Origin of the sequence: Streptomyces sp. NPDC016469 (assembly GCF_040632905.1) — a bacterium.
GTDB lineage: Bacteria > Actinomycetota > Actinomycetes > Streptomycetales > Streptomycetaceae > Streptomyces.
This window is the reverse complement of the sequence record NZ_JBEYCQ010000014.1, coordinates 106,312-125,445: the sequence shown is the minus strand read 5'-3', so window position 1 is coordinate 125,445 and position 19,134 is coordinate 106,312. Positions and strand designations below refer to the sequence as shown.

Below are 19,134 nucleotides of genomic sequence, written 5' to 3'. Positions count from 1 at the left end.
CCCAGATCAATAGCTCCCTACAGCTCCGACGCACTCGCCAACTTTTCGTCACAGGACGGTCGCAGGAGCCCCTCGATACGCCGATCACCTTTACGTGTAAGGGGCTTCGGCCCTCCTTCTCGGGGGCACGGCCCGTCCCCAGGGCGGAGAGGAAGCGCCCCCGGCTCGCCGGAGAGCATGACGAACTCGCTTTATCCCGCCCCTACCTTCGAATCGGGAGGCGGCGGCGGTGGGCCGGTGCCGGTCACGAGGGGGCAGGCCCGTCATGGGGAATGTGGATGCGGTGCGGACGCGGGGGCCGCGGGTGCGGGGCGTCGCGGCCCGGGCGGGCGGCTGGAGCGCCCGGCACCGCTGGGCGGCGGTGACGATCTGGGTGCTGTTCGTCGTCCTGGCCATGGGGCTCGGCTCCGCGGCCGGCCGGGTCGACGTCAAGGAGAGCGAGCAGATGTCCGGCGAGGTGGGCCGGGCCGTGCAGATCATCGAGGACGCGGGGCTCAAGGACCCGGCCGGCGAGAGCGTGCTCATCCAGTCGGAGGGCGAGGGCGGGGCCGTGGCCGGGTCGGCCGAGTTCCGGGCGGCCGTGAAGGACGTCATCGAGGCCGTGCAGAACACCGGTGAGGTCACCGCCGTCACCTCGCCGTACACCACCAGGACCATTTCGGCCGACGGGCACAGCGCGCTCGTGCAGTTCGAGATGAGGGGCGACCCCGAGACGGCGAGCGAGCGCGTCGCACCCGTGCTGAAGGCCGTCGAGAAGGTGGACGGCGCGCACGACGGGCTGCTGATCGAGGAGATCGGCGGTGCCAGCATGGGCAAGACGTTCGACGACGCCTTCGGGAGCGACTTCCAGCGGGCCGAACTCTCCGCCGTGCCGGTCGCGCTCGGCATCCTGCTCATCGCCTTCGGCGCGCTGGTCGCGGCGCTGCTCCCGGTCGCCCTGGCCCTCACCGCGATCATCGCGACCATGGGCCTGATGGGCGTGGTGAGCCACTTCCAGCCGATGAGCGACACCGCCAACTCGGTGATGCTGCTGGTGGGTCTGGCCGTCGGCGTCGACTACTGCCTGTTCTATCTGCGCCGGGAGCGCGAGGAGCGGGCCAAGGGCCGGGACGCCCGGACCGCGCTGATGATCGCCGCCGCGACCAGCGGACGCGCCATCGTCGTCTCCGGTGTGACGGTCTGCGTCGCGATGGCAGGCATGCTCTTCACCGGCATCGCGGAGTTCGAGGCGATGGGCCTGGCCTCGCTGATGGTCGTCGCCGTCGCCATGGTCGGCTCGGTCACCGTGCTGCCCGCGCTCCTCTCACTGCTCGGCGAGCGCGTCGAGAAGGGCCGGGTGCCGTTCCTGAACCGCCTGAAGCGCTCGGAGCGGGGCGGTGCCGACGGCGAGAGCCGGGTCTGGCGCGCGGTGCTCACCGCCGTGCTGCACCGCCCGTGGACGGCGCTCGTGGTCGCCGCCGGTGCGCTCGCCGCGATCGCCCTGCCGGCGCTCGGCATGCACACCCAGAACCTCACCCTGGACCAGGAGTTCGGCGACTCGCTGCCGATCGTGCGGACCTACGACCGGCTGAACGAAGCGTTCCCCGGAGGCGCCGACCCGGCGCAGGTCGTGGTGAAGGCCGACGACATCGGCGCCGCTCCGGTGCGCAAGGCACTGGAGGAGTTCCGCCGGCAGGCCGTCTCCTCGGGCGCCTCGAAGGGCCCGGTGGACATCGTGACGCACGACGCGGAGAACGTCGCGGTCATCGACGTACCGCTGGTCGGCGGTTCTGACCAGGCCGAGGCCGAGAAGAGTCTGGACCTGCTGCGGGACACCGTGCGTCCGGCGACGCTCGGCGAGGTCGCGGGGGTCGAGGCGCCGATCACCGGGCAGGTCGCCGGGTCGAAGGACTTCAACGACCAGATCGTCGGCTCGGTCGTACCGGTCTTCGCCTTCGTGGTCGTCTTCGCCTTCCTGCTGATGCTGCTCTGCTTCCGCTCGCTGACCGTGGCCATCACCTCGATCATCCTCAACCTGCTGTCGGTGGGCGCCGCCTACGGCATCCTGACGGCGGTCTTCCAGCACGGCTGGGGCGCCTCGCTGGTGGGCGCCGAGGGCGTCGGCGCGATCATCTCCTGGCTGCCGCTCTTCCTCTTCGTGATCCTCTTCGGGCTCTCGATGGACTACCACGTGTTCGTGGTCTCCCGTATCCGTGAGGCCCGCATCCAGGGCCGTAACACCCGGGACGCCATCGCCCACGGCGTGGTCACCACGGCCGGGGTCGTCACCAGTGCCGCGGTGATCATGGTCGCCGTGTTCGCGATCTTCGGGACGCTCTCCATGCAGTCCATGAAGCAGATGGGCGTCGGCCTGGCGGCGGCCGTGCTGATCGACGCGACGATCATCCGCGGGGTGCTGCTCCCGGCCGTGATGGCCCTGCTGGGCGACCGCAACTGGTACTTCCCGAAGTGGCTGCGGTGGCTGCCGGACATGACGCACGACGAGCCGTACGACGACGAGCCGGCCCTGTCGGCACCGGCACGCGGCGGCGAGGAGCCGGAGCGGGCCGGCGTCTGACCCCGCTGTACGTGGGCCCTCCTCCCGGACCGCCGGGAGGAGGGCCCACGCCGTTCAGCGCTGGTAGCGGGCCAGGACCCGGTTGCCGTCGGTCACCAGACGCTTCTTCAGCTCGGCCGCGTCGATCGCCCCGCTGTAGAACTCCTGGAGCGCGGGCGTCGCCACCTTGTCCTTCCACTCGGGGTAGCCGCGCACCGACTGGGCCGGGGCGGACCGCAGCGACCCGGCGAGCGCGGCGCCGGTCGCCCAGCCCCGGTCCGCGGTGTGCAGCGAGGGGTCCGCCAGCGCCTCGGTGCCGGTGGGCAGCATCCAGTCCCCCTTGGCCAGGCGCACCATGTTGGCGGGCTTGAGCAGGAAGTCGATGAACCGGACGGCCTCCTTCTTGTGCGGGCTGTCCTCCGCGACGGACAGGGTCTGCGGGCTCACCCCTTGCGCCAGCCCGTCCCGGCCCGCCGGGGCGGGCAGCACCGTCCACTCGAAGCCCTTCGGCGCCTGCTCGACGACCTGCTGGCGGTAGGAGAACCCGAGCGGCACCATCACGTACTTGCCGCCGAAGAATCCGGGCAGGGTGTCGCCGCCGCCCATGCCGAGCGCGGTGCGGGCGGCGCTGTGGTCGGTGTTGACCTGGTCGTGGATGGTGCCCGGGACGACCTGGTCGCCCTCCCCCATCGCGACGGTCACCTTGCCGTCGGCGCCCCGGTGGAAGAGCTCGCCGCCCGCCGAGAGGCCGAGGTTGAGGGTGACGGAGACGGGCTCCTTGAGCGGCCAGGCCACCCCGTAACGGCCCTTGCCGGTCAGCTTCTCGGTCACCTGGCGGAACTCCGGCCAGCTCCACGGCTTCCCGGGCGTCGGAATGCGGACCCCGGACTCCTTGAGGATCTTGGTGTTGGCGATCAGGACGCGGGGCTCCTGGAGGAAGGGCACGCCGTACACCCCGCCGTCGAAGGTGGCCGTCTCCCAGCTGTTGCGCGGGATGCCGTCGGTCAGCGCGTCCGGGAGGAGGGGGCGGAGGTCGGCGAGGTAGCCGCCGTACGCGAAGTCGGCGAGGTCGTCGGACGCGTCGTGGATGATGTCCGGCGCCTCACCGCCCTCGAAGGAGGTGAGGAGCTGGTCGTGGACGCTGTCCCAGCTGCCCTGGACGTACTCGACCCGGATGTCGGGGTGGGCCGCGTTCCACTCCTTCACCAGCTGCTTGTTGATGTCGACGGACTCCTTCTGCCAGGCCAGCGACTGGAAGCGGAGGGTGATCTTCCCGTCCGCGTCGCCGTCGCCGTTCCCGCCGCAGCCGGTGAGCAGCAGGGCGAGCGCGGTGGCCGTCGCGGCTGCCGTACGTACCAGCGCGCGCATCAGCTCTTCACCGCCCCGGCCAGCATGCCGCCGGTGATCCGCCGCTGGATCACGGCGAACAGCACGAGCGAGGGGAGGGTGGCGAGGAACGCGGCGGCGGCGAGCGGCCCGAGGTCGGCGGCGCCCTCGGCGCCGAGGAAGTGCGTCAGTACGACCGGCAACGTCTGCTTCTCCGGGGTCTTGAGGAGGACGAGCGCGAAGAAGAACTCGTTCCACGCGGTGATGAACGCGAAGAGGGCCGTGGCGACGATTCCGGGGGCCAGCAGCGGGGCGGTGACCGAGATCAGCGTCCGCAGCCGCCCGGCCCCGTCGACCGCCGCCGCCTCCTCCAGCTCGCGCGGCACGGCCCGTACGTAACCGACGAGCATCCACAGCGCGAAGGGCAGCGCCCACACCACGTACACCAGGATCAGGCCCCAGAGGGTGTTGATCAGATGCAGGTTCTTCAGCACCAGGAAGAGCGGAATGATCAGCAGGACGAAGGGGAACGCCTGGCTGACCACCACCCAGCCGGTGGCGGCCGTGGCGAGGCGGGTGCGGTGGCGGGCCATCACATAGGCCATCGGAGTCGCGATCAGGACGGCGACGAGACCGGCCGAGAGCGCGGCGATCAGCGAGTTGGCGGTGGCCCGCAGCAGCGGCTGCTCGTCGAAGGCCTGCCGGAAGTTGTCCAGCGTCGGGTGCTCGGGAATCCAGGTCGGGTGCAGGGAGCCCAGCTCCTGGGCGGGCTTGAAGGCGGTGGAGATCAGCCACAGGAAGGGGAACGCCAGGAAGACCAGGTAGCACAGCAGCGCCACGTACTGCCCGGCGCGCACGGACCGTTTGGTGCGCATGCTCATCGGTCGTCGCCTCCCCTGAGCCGCCCGGCGAGATACACGGCGAGGATCACGGAGATCACCGCGACCATCACACAGCCCATCGCCGCCGCGTAGCCGAACTGCCCGTAGCGGAACGCCTCCTCGTAGGCGAAGAGCATCGGCAGCCGGGTCCGGCCGCCGGGGCCGCCGTTGGTCAGGACGTAGACCAGCGCGAAGGAGTTGAAGTTCCAGATGAAGTTGAGCGCCGTGATGGACAGGGCGACCGGCCTGATGGCGGGCCAGGTCACCGTCCTGAACCGGCGCCAGGCACCCGCCCCGTCCAGCGCGGCGGCCTCGTGGAGCTCGTGCGGGGTGTTCTGGAGCCCGGCCAGCAGGGCGACCGTGGTCTGCGGCATGCCGGACCAGACGCCGACGACGATCACGGCGGGCAGCGCCGTCGCGAGCCCGGTCAGCCAGTCCCGGCCGTCCCCGAGCCCCAGGTCCCGGATGGTCTCGTTGAGGATGCCGGCGTCCGGGTTGTAGACCAGCCGCCACATGATGCCGACGACGACCTCGGGCATCGCCCACGGGATGATCGCCAGGGCCCGGGCCAGCCAGCGCATCCGCAGGTTCTCGTTGAGCAGCAGGGCCAGGCCGAGGGCCAGCACGAACTGCGGGACGGTGACGCCGACCGCCCACACCAGGCCGATCCGGAACGACTCCCAGAACAGCCCGTCGTGCAGCAGGTCCTGGAAGTTCAGCGTGCCGATCCACTGCGTGGCGCGGGTGCGGCCGGACTGCGCGTCGGTGAAGGCCAGCGCAACGCCGTAGAGCAGCGGGCCGACGCTGAGGACCAGGATCGGGATGAGGGCGGGGAGCACCAGGAACCAGGTGCCGGCTCCCCGGTCGAGCCGGCCGTCGGTGCGCTTGCCGGGCTTGCCCGGCGGTCCGTGGCGTCCGGATCCTACGGTTGCACTCGCCAATGTCATGCTTACGCCCCCTTTGCGTCGTTCGACCGGCTACTTGCCGTTCTGGCCGCTCAGGTGGCCTCCGTCATCGTGCTGACGGGCCGCCGGTTCGTCAAGGCAACCTGCACGGATGCGAAAATCGGACCATGAACGAGATGGAAGCGCGCGAGGTGCTGGCCGCCGCCGGGTTCCCCGGGGGCGCGGAGCTGCTGGCGCTCGGCGAGAACGCGGTGTTCACGGCCGACGGCGTCGTCGTCAAGGTCGGCCGGGACGCCGTGGCCCACCCCGAACTGCTGGAACGGGCCGAGCGCGAGGTGGCCGTCGCCCGGTGGCTCGCCGCGTCCGGCGTCCCCGCGGTGCGGGCCGCCGAGGACGGGGCGCGGCTGGTCGAGGGTCACCCGGTGACCGTGTGGCACCGGCTGCCCGACGCGGTGCGGCCGGCCGAGCCGCGCGATCTGGCCCCGCTGCTGACCGCCGTCCACGCGCTGCCCGTGCCGGAGGACATCGCGCTGCCGCGCCGGGAACTGCTGGGCGGCGTCGAGCGGTGGCTGCGGCTGGCGGGCGACTCCATCGATCCGGCCGACGCGGCGTATCTGCGCGAGCGGCGCGACGGGTTCGCGGCGGCGGCCGCGGCGCTGGTCCCGCATCTGCCGCCGGGGCCGATCCACGGGGACGCGTTGGCGCGCAATGTCCACGTCGGGGCGGACGGGCCGGTCCTGGTGGACCTGGAGACCTTCTCCTGCGATCTGCGCGAACACGATCTGGTGGTCCTCGCGCTGTCCCGCGACCGGTACGGGCTGGCGGCCGACGCGTACGACGCGTTCACCGAGGCGTACGGGTGGGATGTGCGGGAGTGGGACGGGTGCGGGGTGCTGCGGGGGGCGCGGGAGACGGCGAGCTGTGCGTGGGTCGCGCAGCATGCGCCCGTCAACGGTGCCGCGCTCGCGGAGTTCCGGCGCAGGGTGGCGTCGCTGCGGGACGGCGACCCTGCGGTGCGGTGGTATCCGTTCTGAACCGGTGAGGTCCCCCCGGCGCGCCGGACCAGCCGTTCGTCCTCGATCGCCGGACGGGCTTGATTCGGCGGTCCTCACCGCGGGCGCCCCGACCGTGTCCTCGATCGCCGGACGGGCTTGAATTTCGGCCCGGACCCCCGCCGCGGGCAGAACGCGGCCGGCCACATCGAGCCCGTCCGGCGATTGAGGACGACGCACCGACGAGCGTGACCGCCGCCCGCTTCAGGCGGTCGTCCGCGCCGGCTCCCTGACCGGCCACTGGCCGTCCACCACCGCGTCCGGGGAGCCCTTGCGGCGGAGGAAGTCCTGGAAGTCCGCGGCCCACTCCGCGTGCCACGTGATCTGGCGGTCGTGCAGGGCGGGCGCCGGGAGGCCGGCCACCGCGGGGTGGCGGGCGGCTATCGCGTAGGCCACCCGGACCGCGGCCAGGGCGTCCGCCGCCGCGTCGTGGGCGCCGCCGTGCACCACGCCGTATTCGACGCAGACCGCCTCCAGGTTCCGCTTGCCCTTGCGGTAGCGGTCGACCGCCCGGTCGATGGTGTACGGGTCGATGACGGGGCCGACGGGCGCGCCGCCCAGCCGGTCGGCGAGCGGGGGGAGTCCGTGGCGGTCCAACTCGGCTGTGAGCAGCGTCAGGTCGAAGGCGGCGTTGTACGCGACGACCGGGAGGCCCCGGCGCCAGTAGCCGGCCAGCGTGTCGGCGATCTCGTCGGCCACCTCGCGCGCGGGCCGGCCCTCCGCCGCCGCCCGCTCGCTGCTGATGCCGTGGATCGCGGACGCCTGGGCGGGGATGCGGATGCCCGGGTCGGCCAGCCAGGTGTGCCGGGCCGCCGGCTCACCGTCCCGGTCGTCCACCGCGATGACCGCGGCCGTCACGATCCGGGCCTCCAGCGGGTCCGTCCCCGTCGTCTCCAGATCGAAGCCGACCAGCGCGTGCCGGTGCCAGCTCATCCCGTACCTCCTTCATGGTGCTCCCCCGGATGACGACCACCCTCGCACGGGCCACTGACAACGCCGCTCAGGAGACCGGCCGGGAGTCCGTCCAGACCGACTCGAACTCCTCGCGGTACGTCTCGAACAACCCGTGCTCGTACCCCTGCCCCGCCCGGACCACCGCACGCCCGCCGCCGCGCAGCACCAGCACCGGTGCCTCCATGCCGCGCGCCCGGCGCAGATAGGTCTGGACGACCCCGACCGCGTCGGCCCCGTCTCCGTCCACCAGGTAGGCCGTGAAGCGCGGGGTCTCGTCGAAGACGTGGATCTGGAAGGCGTCCGGGTCGCGGAGCTTGGCGCGTACCCGGCGCGTGTGCAGGATGTTCATCTCGACGGACCGGCTCAGCTCGCCCTTCTTCAGGCCGAGCTCCCGCTCGCGGCGCTTGACCGCGCTGCTGGCCGGGTTGATGAAGAGCAGCCGGATCCGGCAGCCCGACTCGGCGAGCCGGATGAGCCGGCGTCCGGAGAAGTTCTGCACCAGCAGGTTGAGCCCGATGCCGATCGCGTCGAGCCGGCGGGCGCCGCCGAACAGATCCTCGGCGGGCAGCTGGCGCTGGAGGCGCACCCGGTCGGAGTGGACGGAGACCACGTCCGCGTACCGGTCGCCGACCAGATCCTCGACCGCGTCCACCGGGAGCCGGTCGGCGGAGGGCACCCCCGCACCGCTGCCCAGCATCTCCAGGAGCCGGGCGGAGGCCCGCTCGGCCTGGGCGAGCACCGCCTCGTTGAGCGCGCGGTTGCGGGAGACGACGTTGCGGGCGACCTCCAGCTCGTCGAGCGCCAGTTCGACATCGCGGCGGTCGTCGAAGTACGGCTCGAAACAAGGCCAGTGCTGGACCATCAGCTCACGGAGCTGGGGCAGCGTGAGAAAGCTGAGGACGTTGTCGTCGGCCGGGTCGAGCAGATAGCCCTTGCGGCGGGAGACCTCGCGCACGGCGACCGCGCGCTGCACCCACTCCTGGCCGGCGGGCCCGGCGGCGGCCACCACCCAGTCCTCGCCGTGGACGGGCTCGTAGATCGGCCGGAGCACCGCCGCGACGACGGCGCGCAGCCGCTGTTCGACCAGATTCAGCCAGATGTAGGCGCGCCCGGCCCGCTGCGCGCGCGTGCGCACCTCGCTCCAGGCGTCGGCGCCCCAGTCCAGCTCCGCACCGATCTCCAGGGGCTGTGCCAGCGATACCGCCCCGGGCGGGACCTCGGCCACGTCCCCCTCGTGACCCGCGTCACCCGGGGGCAGCTCGAACCCTCCCGAGCTCACCCACGCACCGCCTTCCACTCCCCCACCAACGATCAAGGAAGGGTACTCCGGGAGCGGGAGCCGGTGCAGCCGGATGCGCAGGCTCCTTTACCAACTCCCCATGTAATCAAACCTGTTCCGGTCGGCAGCTTCGACGGGAGTGAGCGGATTCATAGGGATTAAACACCCCAGCGAGGGCCGTGAACCGGACAGCTCGGGCGAGGGGCCGGGCGACGGCCGGTTCCGGGCGACACGGAGAGGCACGAGGTTGACCGACAGGCCGACGTCCTAGGTAAGGGGCCCTCTTTCGGGGAAGATCGGGGCCGGGGACCAGGCGGCCCGCATTCCCCAGGGCGACCGCGGCAGGACGGGAAGAGTCGAATCCATGCAGGTGTGGCCGGGACAGGCGTACCCGCTCGGTGCCACGTACGACGGCGCCGGGACCAATTTCGCGGTCTTCTCGGAGGCCGCCCACCGAATCGAGTTGTGCCTCCTGCACGACGACGGTTCCGAGACGGCGGTGGAGCTGAGAGAGACCGACGCGTTCGTCCGGCACGCGTACCTGCCCGGGGTGATGCCCGGTCAGCGCTACGGATTCCGCGTGCACGGCCCGTACGAACCGCAGCGGGGCATCCGGTGCAACTCCGCCAAGCTGCTCCTGGACCCGTACGCCCGCGCGGTGTCCGGGCGGATCAAGTGGGGGGAGGCGGTGTACGGCTACCCGTTCGGGAAGCCCGACGCGCGCAACGACCTCGACTCCGCCCCGCACACCATGACCTCGGTCGTGGTGAACCCGTACTTCGACTGGGGCGACGACCGGCGCCCCCGTACGGACTACCACCGCACGGTGATCTACGAGGCCCATGTGAAGGGCCTGACGATGCTCCATCCGGGGCTGCCCAAGGAGCTGCGCGGCACGTACGCCGGGCTGGCGCATCCGGAGATCATCGCCCATCTGACGGAGCTGGGCGTCACCGCGATCGAGCTGATGCCGGTGCACCAGTTCGTGCAGGACCACCGGCTCGCGGACGCGGGGCTCGCCAACTACTGGGGCTACAACACGATCGGGTTCTTCGCCCCGCACAACGCGTACGCCTCCTGGGGCGACCGGGGCGAGCAGGTCCTGGAGTTCAAGCAGGCGGTGCGCGCCCTGCACCAAGCGGGCATCGAGGTCATCCTCGACGTGGTCTACAACCACACCGCCGAGGGCAACCACCTGGGGCCCACGCTGTCGTTCCGGGGGCTGGACAACGCCTCGTACTACCGGCTGACCGACGACCAGCGGTACTACATGGACACCACGGGCACCGGGAACTCGCTGCTCATGCGGTCACCGCACGTGCTCCAGATGATCATGGACTCGCTGCGGTACTGGGTGACCGAGATGCATGTGGACGGCTTCCGCTTCGACCTGGCGGCCACGCTGGCCCGGCAGTTCCACGAGGTGGACCGGCTGTCGTCGTTCTTCGACCTGGTGCAGCAGGACCCGGTGGTCAGCCAGGTGAAACTGATCGCCGAGCCGTGGGACGTGGGCGAGGGCGGCTACCAGGTGGGGAACTTCCCGCCGCTGTGGACCGAGTGGAACGGCAAGTACCGGGACACGGTCCGCGACCTGTGGCGGGGCGAGCCCCGGACCCTGGCCGAGTTCGCCGGGCGGCTGACCGGGTCCTCGGACCTGTACCAGGACGACGGACGGCGCCCGCTCGCCTCGATCAACTTCACCACCTGCCACGACGGCTTCACGCTGCACGACCTGGTCTCGTACAACGACAAGCACAACGAGGCCAACGGCGAGGGCAACCGGGACGGCGAGAGCCACAACCGGTCGTGGAACTGCGGCGCCGAGGGAGAGACGGACCTGACCGAGGTGCTGGAGCTGCGCGAGCGCCAGATGCGCAACTTCATCGCCACGCTGATGCTGTCGCAGGGCGTACCGATGCTCAGTCACGGCGACGAGTTCGGGCGTACCCAGCAGGGCAACAACAACGCCTACTGCCAGGACAACGAGCTGTCGTGGGTGCACTGGCCCGAGCCGGCCGCCGCGGTGGGCGAGGACGGCGAGGACGAGGACGCCGAGCGGGACGACGCGTCACAGGACATGAGCCTGCTCGAATTCACCCGGGCGATGGTGTGGCTCCGCCGCGACCACCCGGTCTTCCGCCGCCGCAGGTTCTTCCACGGCCGCCCGGTGGAGGGCACGCACGACGAGCTGTCCGACATCGCCTGGTTCACCCCCGAGGGCAAGGAGATGACCCAGCGGGACTGGCAGGCCGCCCACGCGAAGGCCCTGACGGTCTTCCTGAACGGACACGCCATCTCGGAGCCGGGGCCGCGCGGGGAGCGGATCTCCGACGACTCGTTCCTGCTGATGTTCAACGCGAGCGCCGAAACCCTGGAATTCGCCGTGCCCGTCGACCACGGCCGGCAGTGGCACGCCGTCGTGGACACCGCACGCCCGGCCGGGGTGCTGCCCGGGGCCGGGCCGAAGGTGACGGCGGGCGACCGGGTGACGCTGGTGGGCCGGAGCATGGTGGTGCTGCAACGGCCGGCCTGACCGCTCCGGCGAGGCCGCCCCTGTCACCCCGTCGTGCCCTTGTGCCGGGCGGGGTGACACAGGCGGCCCCGATGTGGGTACGAAGGATTCCATGACGCCTACCGCCACGTACCGGCTCCAGCTCCAGCCGGAGTTCCCGTTCCGCGCCGCCGAGGACGCCGTGACGTACCTCGCCTCGCTCGGCGTCTCCCATCTGCATCTCTCCCCGGTGCTGGAAGCAGTGCCGGGCTCCCGGCACGGCTATGACGTCACCGACCACGGCCGGGTACGGGCCGAGCTGGGCGGCGAGGAGGGGCTGCGGCGGCTGGCACGCACCGCGGGGGAGCACGGGCTCGGCCTGGTCCTGGACATCGTGCCCAACCACATGGCGGCCGACCCCGTCCACAACCACGCCCTGCGCGAGGTGCTGCGCGAGGGCCCGGACTCCCCGTACGCCCGCTGGTTCGACGTCGACTGGGCGGCCGGCGACGGGCGGATGCTGCTGCCGGTGCTGGGCGGGCGGATCGGCGACGAGATGGAGCGGATGCGGGTCGACGGCGAGGTGCTGCGCTACGGCGAGCAGGAGTTCCCGCTCCGGGCCGGCACCGCGCACCTCCCGCTCCCGGAGCTGCTGGACGCCCAGCACTACCGGCTCGGCTGGTGGCGGCTGGCCCGTACCGAGCTGAACTACCGGCGCTTCTTCACCATCTCGGACCTGATCGGGGTGCGGGTGGAGGACCCGGAGGTCTTCGCCGCCACCCACGGCAAGATCCTCGAACTGGTCCGGGACGGGGTGGTGGACGGTCTGCGCATCGACCACCCGGACGGTCTCGCCGACCCGGCCGGCTATCTGGAACGGCTCTCCGGGGCGAGCGGCGGGGTGTGGACGGTGGTGGAGAAGATCCTCACCGGCTCCGAGAGGCTGCCGGCCGGCTGGGCCGTCGCCGGGACCACGGGCTACGACGCGCTGTACCGGATCGACGGCCTCTTCACCGACCCGCAGGGCGCCGCCGAGCTGCTGGGCCACTACCGCGAGGCCGCGTCCCCGGCCGGCGACCGGGGCGGCTACTGGACGGCGACCGTGCGCCGGGCGGCGTACCGCGTCGTCACCCATGAACTGGCGGCGGAGACCGAGCTGCTGACCCGCCTCGCCTCCCGGATCTGCGCCGGCGACCCCGTCCTGCGCGACCACGCCCCCTGGGCGCTGCGCACCGCCGTGCGCGAGCTGCTGGTCCGCGTCCCGGTCTACCGCCCGTACGTGACGGCGGGCGGCCCCTGCTCCGACGCCGCCGAGGCGACGCTCGACGCGACGACGGTGAGCGACGCCAAGGCGGTCTTCGCGGTACGGGACGAGGCGTCGGCCGTCGACGTGGTGCGGGACCTGGCGCTCGGGCGGCTCGGTGGCGGCGAGGACCGGGCGGCGTTCTGCGCCCGGTTCGCGCAGACCGCGTCCGCGCTGCGGGCGAAGGCGGTCGAGGACACCGCGTACTACCGGTACCTGCCGTTGGTCTCGGCGAACGAGGTGGGCGGCGATCCGGGACACCCGGCGGTCGAGCCGGAGGACTTCCACGCCTTCTGCACCCGCCTCGCCCGGGACTGGCCCGCCACCGGGACGGCGCTGACGACGCATGACACGAAGCGCAGCGCCGATGTGCGGGCGGGCATCGCCGTGCTCTCGCAGTGCCCCGGGCGGTGGGCGGGACTGGTGGCCGGGCTCGGGCGGTCCGCCCAGGCCGCGCCCGATCCGCAGCTGGCCTGGCAGGCGTGGCAGACGGCGGTCGGCTGCGCGGGCATCCCGGCCGCCGAGCGGGCGGCGCGGCTGGAGCCGGCGTTGCTGAAGGCGGTGCGCGAGTCGGGGCTGTTCACGAGCTGGACGGAGCCGGATCCGGTGTACGAGCGGATGGCATCGGACTTCGTGGCCGCCGGGCCGGCCGCGGACACCGGCCCGGTGCGGTCCCTCGTGGAGGAGTTCGCCGCCCCGCTCGCCGCGCATGTACGGGCGCAGTCGCTGGGCGCGGCGCTGGTGCACCTGACGATGCCGGGGGTGCCGGATCTCTATCAGGGCACCGAGCGCGCGTATCTGGCCCTGGTCGACCCGGACAACCGGCGGCCGTTCGAGGAGCCGTCGCCGGACGCGCCCGCCGACGAGAAGGCGGAGCTGACGAAGGTGGCGCTCCGGCTGCGGCGGGAGCGGCCGGCGGTGTTCGGCGAGTCGGGCACGTACGCCCCGCTGCGCGCCTCGGGCCCGGCGGCCTCGCACTGCGTGGCCTTCTGCCGCGCGGGCGAGGTCGTGACGGCGGTGACCCGGCTGTCGCTGCGGCTCGCGGAATCGGGTGGCTGGCGCGGCACCCGGCTGGCCCTGCCCGACGAGGGCGTGTGGCGGGATCTCCTCGCGCCGGGCCGCGAGTTCATGGGCGGATCGGCGGAGGTGGCGGAGCTGTTCGCGGACCGGCCGGTGGCGTTGCTGGTGCGGGGCTGAGGGCTCAGCCGGGTCGGACGAGGAGGGTGCGCGGGCCCCTGGTGAGCAGGCCTGTGGCGGCCGGGCGAAAGCCTTCCGCCCAGCGGAGCCGGGGCATGGCGTCGAGCAGGGCGCGCAGGCCGTGTTCGGCCTCCAGGCGGCTGAGCGCCACGGCCGGGCAGCCCGCCGGACCGGTCAGCGTGCGGTCCTGGTCCGGGCGGAACGGGTCGAAGACGTCCGGGGCCGCGAAGCGTTGCGGGTCGCGCGCGGCGGCCCCGACGAGGCAGGCGACGGGCGCCCGCGCCGGGAGGGTGCCGCCGCTGAGGGTGACCTCGGCGACCGTGCGGCGCAGGACGACCTGGACCGGCGGGTCGCGGCGCAGCGACTCCGTCCAGGCCCGGCCGGTGAGCGCGGGTTCGATGCGCAGGGCGGCCAGCAGGTCGGGGTCGTCCAGCAGATTGGCGAGGAGCGAGGCGAGCACGGTCCGGCGCAGGGCGGTGTCCCGGGCGCAGGGCCCGTCACCGGCCGGCGCGGCGGGCAGCCAGCGGCAGAACTCCTCGACCAGGTCGGCCCGGGGGCTGCGGGCGATCCGCCGGGCGAGCACATGGACGGTGCGCTCCACGCGCTCGGCGAGGGGCTCCGGGACGGTGCCGGTCACCACGGTGTACCGGTCGGCGGGCAGACAGCGCGGGCTGCCGTGGCACAGGCCGAGCGGCGCGGGTCCGCCCCGGGGCGCCCCGTCCTGCGGGAAGCCGGTGAACCGGGGGTCGGCGAGGGCGGCGGTCACATCGTCGTACCGGCTGACCAGCCAGGCCCCGAGGGGCGCGTCGTAGCTGAGCGGGTACTGCTCGCGCAGCATCCGGTAGAAGCGGTACGGGTCCCGGGCCGCGCCGCGCGCGAGGAGGCTGGGCCCGGTGCAGGGCCGGCCGGTCCTGCGGGACCTGGCCCGGGTGGCGTGGGCCCGTGGCTCGGGCGAGGTGGTCGGGGCCGGTATGTCTCGGGGCGCGTCTGCCTGCATGGCGGTTCCCCCGGGCGAGTCGGTACGCCGGTGGCCGGCGCGGTCCCCCTCAGGGCATCACCTGAACGGTCGCGTCGCAGTCGGCGCGCGGCCGTTCAGGTGACATCGGGGGCGCCTCGCCGCTGCTCCGGGCGTCGGCCAGCAGGTCCGTGAAGGCGGCGGCCGCGCCGGTCAGCGGGACCCGGGAGAAGACGGCCAGCTCGCGGCGCCAGGCCGGGTCCACGGTGAGCAGGGCGCAGTCCTCGCCGACCGCGCCGCGTACGACGTGGGCGGGCGCGGTGGCGACGCCGACCCCGGCCGCCGCCATGCGTACCGCCGTCGAGGTGTGCTCGGTGCGCACCGCCGTACGGGGGGTGAAACCGGCGCGGGCGCACGCCCAGTCGAGGAAGGGGCGCCCCTCGACGACGGCCTCCATGGCGCAGCGGACCCAGAAGCGGTCGGCGAGTTCCTGGAGGCGGACCGAGGCGCGGCCCGCGAGGGGATCGTCGAAGGGGACGACGAGGACGATGTCCTCCGCGCCAACGGGGACGACCGGGCCGCTCCAGCGGGCGGGCGGCGGGCCGACGGCGAGGTCGGCGGTGCCCCGTTCGATCTGGTCCTCCAGGGCCTCGGTGGTGGCGTACTCGTGCAGGACGAGGGCGACGCCGGGGTGGACGGCGCGCCAGCGGGCGAAGACGTCGGGGAGGATGCCGACGGCGATGGCGTGGACGGTGGCGATGTGCAGCTCGCCGCCCTGCGCACCGGCGGCGGCGCGCGCGGCGCGGCGGGCCTGGGCGGCGCTGCGCACGGAGCGTTCGGCGTGCGGCAGGAAGGCACGGCCCATCGCGGTGAGCCGCACCCCGCGCGGGAGCCGTTCGAGCAGGGGCCCGCCGACGGCCCGCTCCAGGGCCTTGATCTGGTGGGAGAGCGCCGGCTGGGTGACGTGGAGCAGTTCGGCGGCCCGGGTGAAGGACGCCTCCTCGACCACGGTGACGAAGTACTGCATCTGCCGCAGGCTCATCGCGTCCTCCTGACATGAGCTCCGTGCATGGAAGCCACACAAACATTGCCTTGGACTCATGACAAGGACCGGGCGGAGGGTGGGAGCCATGACACAGGATCAGCGGGTGGGGGAAGCGGACGTCGTCGTCATCGGCGGCGGGACCGGCGGGTATGCGACGGCGCTGCGGGCGGCCGGGCTCGGCCTCGACGTGGTGCTCGCGGAGCGCGACAAGGTCGGCGGGACCTGTCTGCACCGGGGCTGCATCCCGAGCAAGGCGATGCTGCACGCGGCCGAACTTGTGGACGGCATCGCGGAAGCGCGTGAGCGGTGGGGCGTGAAGGCGGCGCTGGAGTCGGTGGACTGGCCGGCGCTGGTGGCCACCCGTGACGACATCGTGGCCCGGAACCACCGGGGCGTGCTGGCCCACTTGGCGCACGCGAAGGTGGAAGTGGTATCGGGCAGCGCCGAGTTGACCGGGCCGCGCACGGTGCGGATAGAGGGGTACGGGGAGGTGGCCGCCCGGCGCGGCATCGTGCTGGCGACGGGCTCGCGGCCTCGGACGCTGCCGGGCCCGGCGGCGGACGGGCGGCGGGTGGTGACCAGCGACGACGCGCTGTTCGCGCCCGGGCTGCCGGAATCGGTGCTGGTGCTGGGGGGTGGCGCGATCGGCGTGGAGTACGCCTCGCTGCACCGGTCGATGGGGGCGCGGGTGACCCTGGTGGAGGCGGCGGACCGGCTGGTTCCGCTGGAGGACGCGGACGTGTCGCGCCATCTGGCCCGGGGGCTGAAGAAGCGGGGCATCGACGTGCGGACCGGGACGCGGCTGCTGGAGGCCGTGCTCCTCGACGACGGCGTGCGGGCCACGCTCCGCACCCCGCGCGGGGAAACTTTGACCGTCGGGGCCGAACGGCTGCTGGTGGCGGTGGGCCGGGTCCCGGTGACGGACGGCCTCGGGCTCGCCGCCGCCGGACTGGCCACCGACGAGCGGGGGTACGTGGCGCCGGCGGACTGGTCGCGGCTGGAGACCTCGGTGCCGGGCGTCCATGTGGTGGGCGATCTGCTGCCGCCGCCGTCCCTCGGGCTGGCCCACGCCTCGTTCGCGGAGGGACTGTTGGTCGCGGAGACCCTGGCGGGGCGGCGTACGGCGGCGGTGGACTACGACGCGGTGCCCCGCGTCACGTACTCGGCACCGCAGACGGCGGCCGTGGGGCTGTCCGAGGCGGCCGCGCGCGACGCGGGCCACGACGTGGTGGTCAACACGATGCCGCTGACCGCCGTCGCCAAGGGCATGGTGCACGGGCAGGGAGGCATGGTGAAGGTGGTCGCGGAGCGGGACGGACGGGTGCTCGGCGTGCACCTGGTCGGGCCGCACGTCTCGGAGATGATCGCGGAGTCCCAGCTGATCGTCGGCTGGGACGCGGAACCCTTCGACGTGGCCCAGCACATCCACCCGCACCCGACGCTCTCCGAGGCGATCGGCGAGTCGTTCCTCACCCTGGCGGACCGGGGGCTGCACCAGCAGGCGTGACCGGGTGCGTCAGGCGGGCGGCCGGAGCGTCGGCGCGGAGAGGCGGAACATCATGCGGCCGAAGCTCACCTGGTCCCCCTCGCGCACCGGGACCGTGCCGGTGACGCGCTGCCCGTTGACACAGGTGCCGTTGGTCGAGCCGAGGTCCCGCAGCAGCCAGCGGTCGCCGTGCGCGGTCAGCTCCGCGTGCGTCCGGGAGACGGTCTCGTGGCTGAGCCGCAGTCCGTTGCCCGGATCGCGGCCGATGAGGAGGGGCTGCGGGCTGGGGGCGGGCAGCAGCAGCTTGGGCAGCCGCTCCGCCCGCCAGGCCCGGCGGACCCGCTCGGGGAAGCCGGAGACCCCGCCGACGACGCGCAACAGCCCCCGCGACCAACGGCCTTCGCGCTCCAGGTCCTTGGTGAGGGCTTCCAGCTCCTCGGGGCGGCTGGTCGTCAGCGCCACCTCCATGCGCTGCATGAAGGTGTCCTGGGAGAGCCTGCCCTGGGCCGCGCCCTCCCTGAGCACACCGAGAACACGGTCGCGCTGCGCGTCGGACAGGCGCGCGGTGGGCGTGTGGAACTCGAACGGGGACGTCACGGCTCGATTGTCGGTCCGACCGCCCCGGGGTGTCCAGAAGAACCCCGGTTTCCGCCCCCTCTGACCTGCACCGGATAACCGCGGGCGGCCCGTACGGAACGTTGCTAGGGTCGGCCGCTGTCGTCCGGAGACCCCGTGGCGCACCTCTTATCTCTGGAGCTCAGTGCCCGACGCACCGTTTGACCTGACCATCCGTCCGCTGACCGGTCCCGAGGAGCTGAAGCTCTTCCTCGGACTCCCCTACGTCCTCGACCACGAACTCGCGGACGACCTCGCCACCGGCCGCCGCCGCCCGGAATGGATGTGGGTGGCGCTGCGCGGCGACCAGGTGGTGGCGCGGATCGCCTGGTGGAGCAGGGACGGCGCGGCACCGCTGCTGCTCGACTTCTTCGACCTGGACGACACCCTGCCGCTCGCCGAGCGCGAGAAGGCCGGGCTGCGCCTGGTCGAGACGGCGACGGCCGCCGTCGTCCCGGCCGGGGCGCCGCGCCCCGAGTACGGGCGGTTCGTGCCGCCCGACTGGCGCGAGGACCCGGCCGTCCGCGAGGCCGTCGAGGCCCGGATCCGGATCATGGAGCGCACCGGGGCCCGGATGCTCGTGGAGCGCCTGCGCCTGGAGTGGCGCGCGGGGACTCCGGTGCCGGCCGCGAGCGGGCGGCTGCGGTTCCGGGCGGTGGAGGGGCGCGAGGACCTGCTCGCGCTGATGGCGCCCGTGATGGAGGGGACCCTCGACGCGCACGGGCAGACGGACCTGGCGTCCGGTCTGACGCCGCGTCTGGCCGCCGAGAAGCATTACGACGAGGAGCTGGCCGGGTACGCCACGCCCCGTGAGTGGTGGCGTATCGCCGAACTCCCGGACGGCGAGCCGGTCGGCTTCGTGATTCCGGCCCGCAACAGCTACAACCCGATCATCGCGTACATCGGTGTGCTGCCCGCCCACCGCGGTCACGGCTACATCGACGACATCCTCGCCGAGGGGACGCGGATACTGGCCGCGCAGGACGGGGTGGAGCGCATCCGGGCGGCGACGGACCTGGGCAACGTGCCGATGGCGAAGGCGTTCGCCCGGCTGGGCTACGTCAATTTCGAGCGCGCCTTCGACATGGTGTGGGACGACTGACGGCCGC

14 protein-coding genes are annotated in these 19,134 nt (G+C 72.9%); 6 read left to right on the top strand and 8 right to left on the bottom strand.

Annotated features, from left to right (window positions below):
• Positions 1–265 precede the first annotated feature (265 nt).
• Positions 266–2,557, top strand: coding sequence for an MMPL family transporter (locus tag ABZ565_RS18130; RefSeq protein ID WP_361027298.1), 2,292 nt, complete (start codon positions 266–268; stop codon positions 2,555–2,557).
• Positions 2,558–2,611: 54 nt separating this feature from the next.
• Here the strand turns inward: ABZ565_RS18130 and ABZ565_RS18125 are convergent, their stop codons facing one another.
• From ABZ565_RS18125 to ABZ565_RS18115, 3 genes are read right to left on the bottom strand one after another with little or no spacing between them, the layout of a single operon-like run.
• Positions 2,612–3,904, bottom strand: coding sequence for an extracellular solute-binding protein (locus ABZ565_RS18125; RefSeq protein WP_361027295.1), 1,293 nt, complete (start codon positions 3,902–3,904; stop codon positions 2,612–2,614).
• Entirely contained in the window at positions 3,904–4,743 is an 840-nt protein-coding gene (locus ABZ565_RS18120) for a carbohydrate ABC transporter permease (protein WP_361027292.1), read from the bottom strand. The genes ABZ565_RS18125 and ABZ565_RS18120 overlap by 1 nt, the downstream gene beginning before the upstream one ends.
• Positions 4,740–5,690, bottom strand: coding sequence for a sugar ABC transporter permease (locus ABZ565_RS18115; protein ID WP_361027289.1), 951 nt, complete (start codon positions 5,688–5,690; stop codon positions 4,740–4,742). The genes ABZ565_RS18120 and ABZ565_RS18115 overlap by 4 nt, the downstream gene beginning before the upstream one ends.
• A gap of 125 nt (positions 5,691–5,815) precedes the next feature.
• Here ABZ565_RS18115 and ABZ565_RS18110 point away from each other — a divergent pair, with 125 nt between their 5' ends.
• The gene (locus tag ABZ565_RS18110; protein WP_361027286.1) at positions 5,816–6,682 is read left to right on the top strand and encodes an aminoglycoside phosphotransferase family protein; all 867 of its coding nucleotides are present in this window, start codon (positions 5,816–5,818) and stop codon (positions 6,680–6,682) included.
• A 222-nt stretch (positions 6,683–6,904) separates the two neighbouring features.
• Here ABZ565_RS18110 and ABZ565_RS18105 read toward each other — a convergent pair whose 3' ends face one another.
• Together ABZ565_RS18105 and ABZ565_RS18100 are read right to left on the bottom strand one after the other, a co-directional pair.
• Positions 6,905–7,633: a 3'-5' exonuclease gene (locus ABZ565_RS18105; RefSeq protein WP_361027283.1), complete on the bottom strand. Its 729-nt coding sequence runs from the start codon at positions 7,631–7,633 to the stop codon at positions 6,905–6,907.
• A gap of 67 nt (positions 7,634–7,700) precedes the next feature.
• Positions 7,701–8,933, bottom strand: a complete 1,233-nt coding sequence (locus ABZ565_RS18100) for an SAV2148 family HEPN domain-containing protein (RefSeq protein WP_361027280.1) — start codon at positions 8,931–8,933, stop codon at positions 7,701–7,703.
• Between the two features lie 364 nt (positions 8,934–9,297).
• On the opposite strand from ABZ565_RS18100, the gene glgX reads away from it, so the two are divergent.
• Both glgX and treY read left to right on the top strand, forming a co-directional pair.
• Complete coding sequence (gene glgX / locus ABZ565_RS18095; protein WP_361027277.1) at positions 9,298–11,466, top strand: glycogen debranching protein GlgX; 2,169 nt, start codon at positions 9,298–9,300, stop codon at positions 11,464–11,466.
• Between the two features lie 91 nt (positions 11,467–11,557).
• Entirely contained in the window at positions 11,558–13,924 is a 2,367-nt protein-coding gene (treY, locus tag ABZ565_RS18090; RefSeq protein ID WP_361027274.1) for a malto-oligosyltrehalose synthase, read from the top strand.
• Positions 13,925–13,928: 4 nt separating this feature from the next.
• On the opposite strand, the gene ABZ565_RS18085 is transcribed toward treY, so the two are convergent.
• Together ABZ565_RS18085 and ABZ565_RS18080 are read right to left on the bottom strand one after the other, a co-directional pair.
• Positions 13,929–14,921, bottom strand: a complete 993-nt coding sequence (locus ABZ565_RS18085) for a cytochrome P450 (protein WP_361027271.1) — start codon at positions 14,919–14,921, stop codon at positions 13,929–13,931.
• Positions 14,922–14,970: 49 nt separating this feature from the next.
• Entirely contained in the window at positions 14,971–15,921 is a 951-nt protein-coding gene (locus ABZ565_RS18080; RefSeq protein ID WP_361027268.1) for a LysR family transcriptional regulator, read from the bottom strand.
• A gap of 88 nt (positions 15,922–16,009) precedes the next feature.
• Here ABZ565_RS18080 and lpdA point away from each other — a divergent pair, with 88 nt between their 5' ends.
• Positions 16,010–17,431, top strand: a complete 1,422-nt coding sequence (lpdA, locus tag ABZ565_RS18075) for a dihydrolipoyl dehydrogenase (RefSeq protein ID WP_361027265.1) — start codon at positions 16,010–16,012, stop codon at positions 17,429–17,431.
• Positions 17,432–17,440: 9 nt separating this feature from the next.
• Here lpdA and ABZ565_RS18070 read toward each other — a convergent pair whose 3' ends face one another.
• The gene (locus tag ABZ565_RS18070; protein ID WP_361027262.1) at positions 17,441–18,007 is read right to left on the bottom strand and encodes a DUF1707 and FHA domain-containing protein; all 567 of its coding nucleotides are present in this window, start codon (positions 18,005–18,007) and stop codon (positions 17,441–17,443) included.
• 163 nt (positions 18,008–18,170) lie between these two features.
• Here ABZ565_RS18070 and ABZ565_RS18065 point away from each other — a divergent pair, with 163 nt between their 5' ends.
• Positions 18,171–19,127, top strand: coding sequence for a GNAT family N-acetyltransferase (locus ABZ565_RS18065; protein ID WP_361027259.1), 957 nt, complete (start codon positions 18,171–18,173; stop codon positions 19,125–19,127).
• The last annotated feature ends 7 nt before the right edge of the window (positions 19,128–19,134 follow it).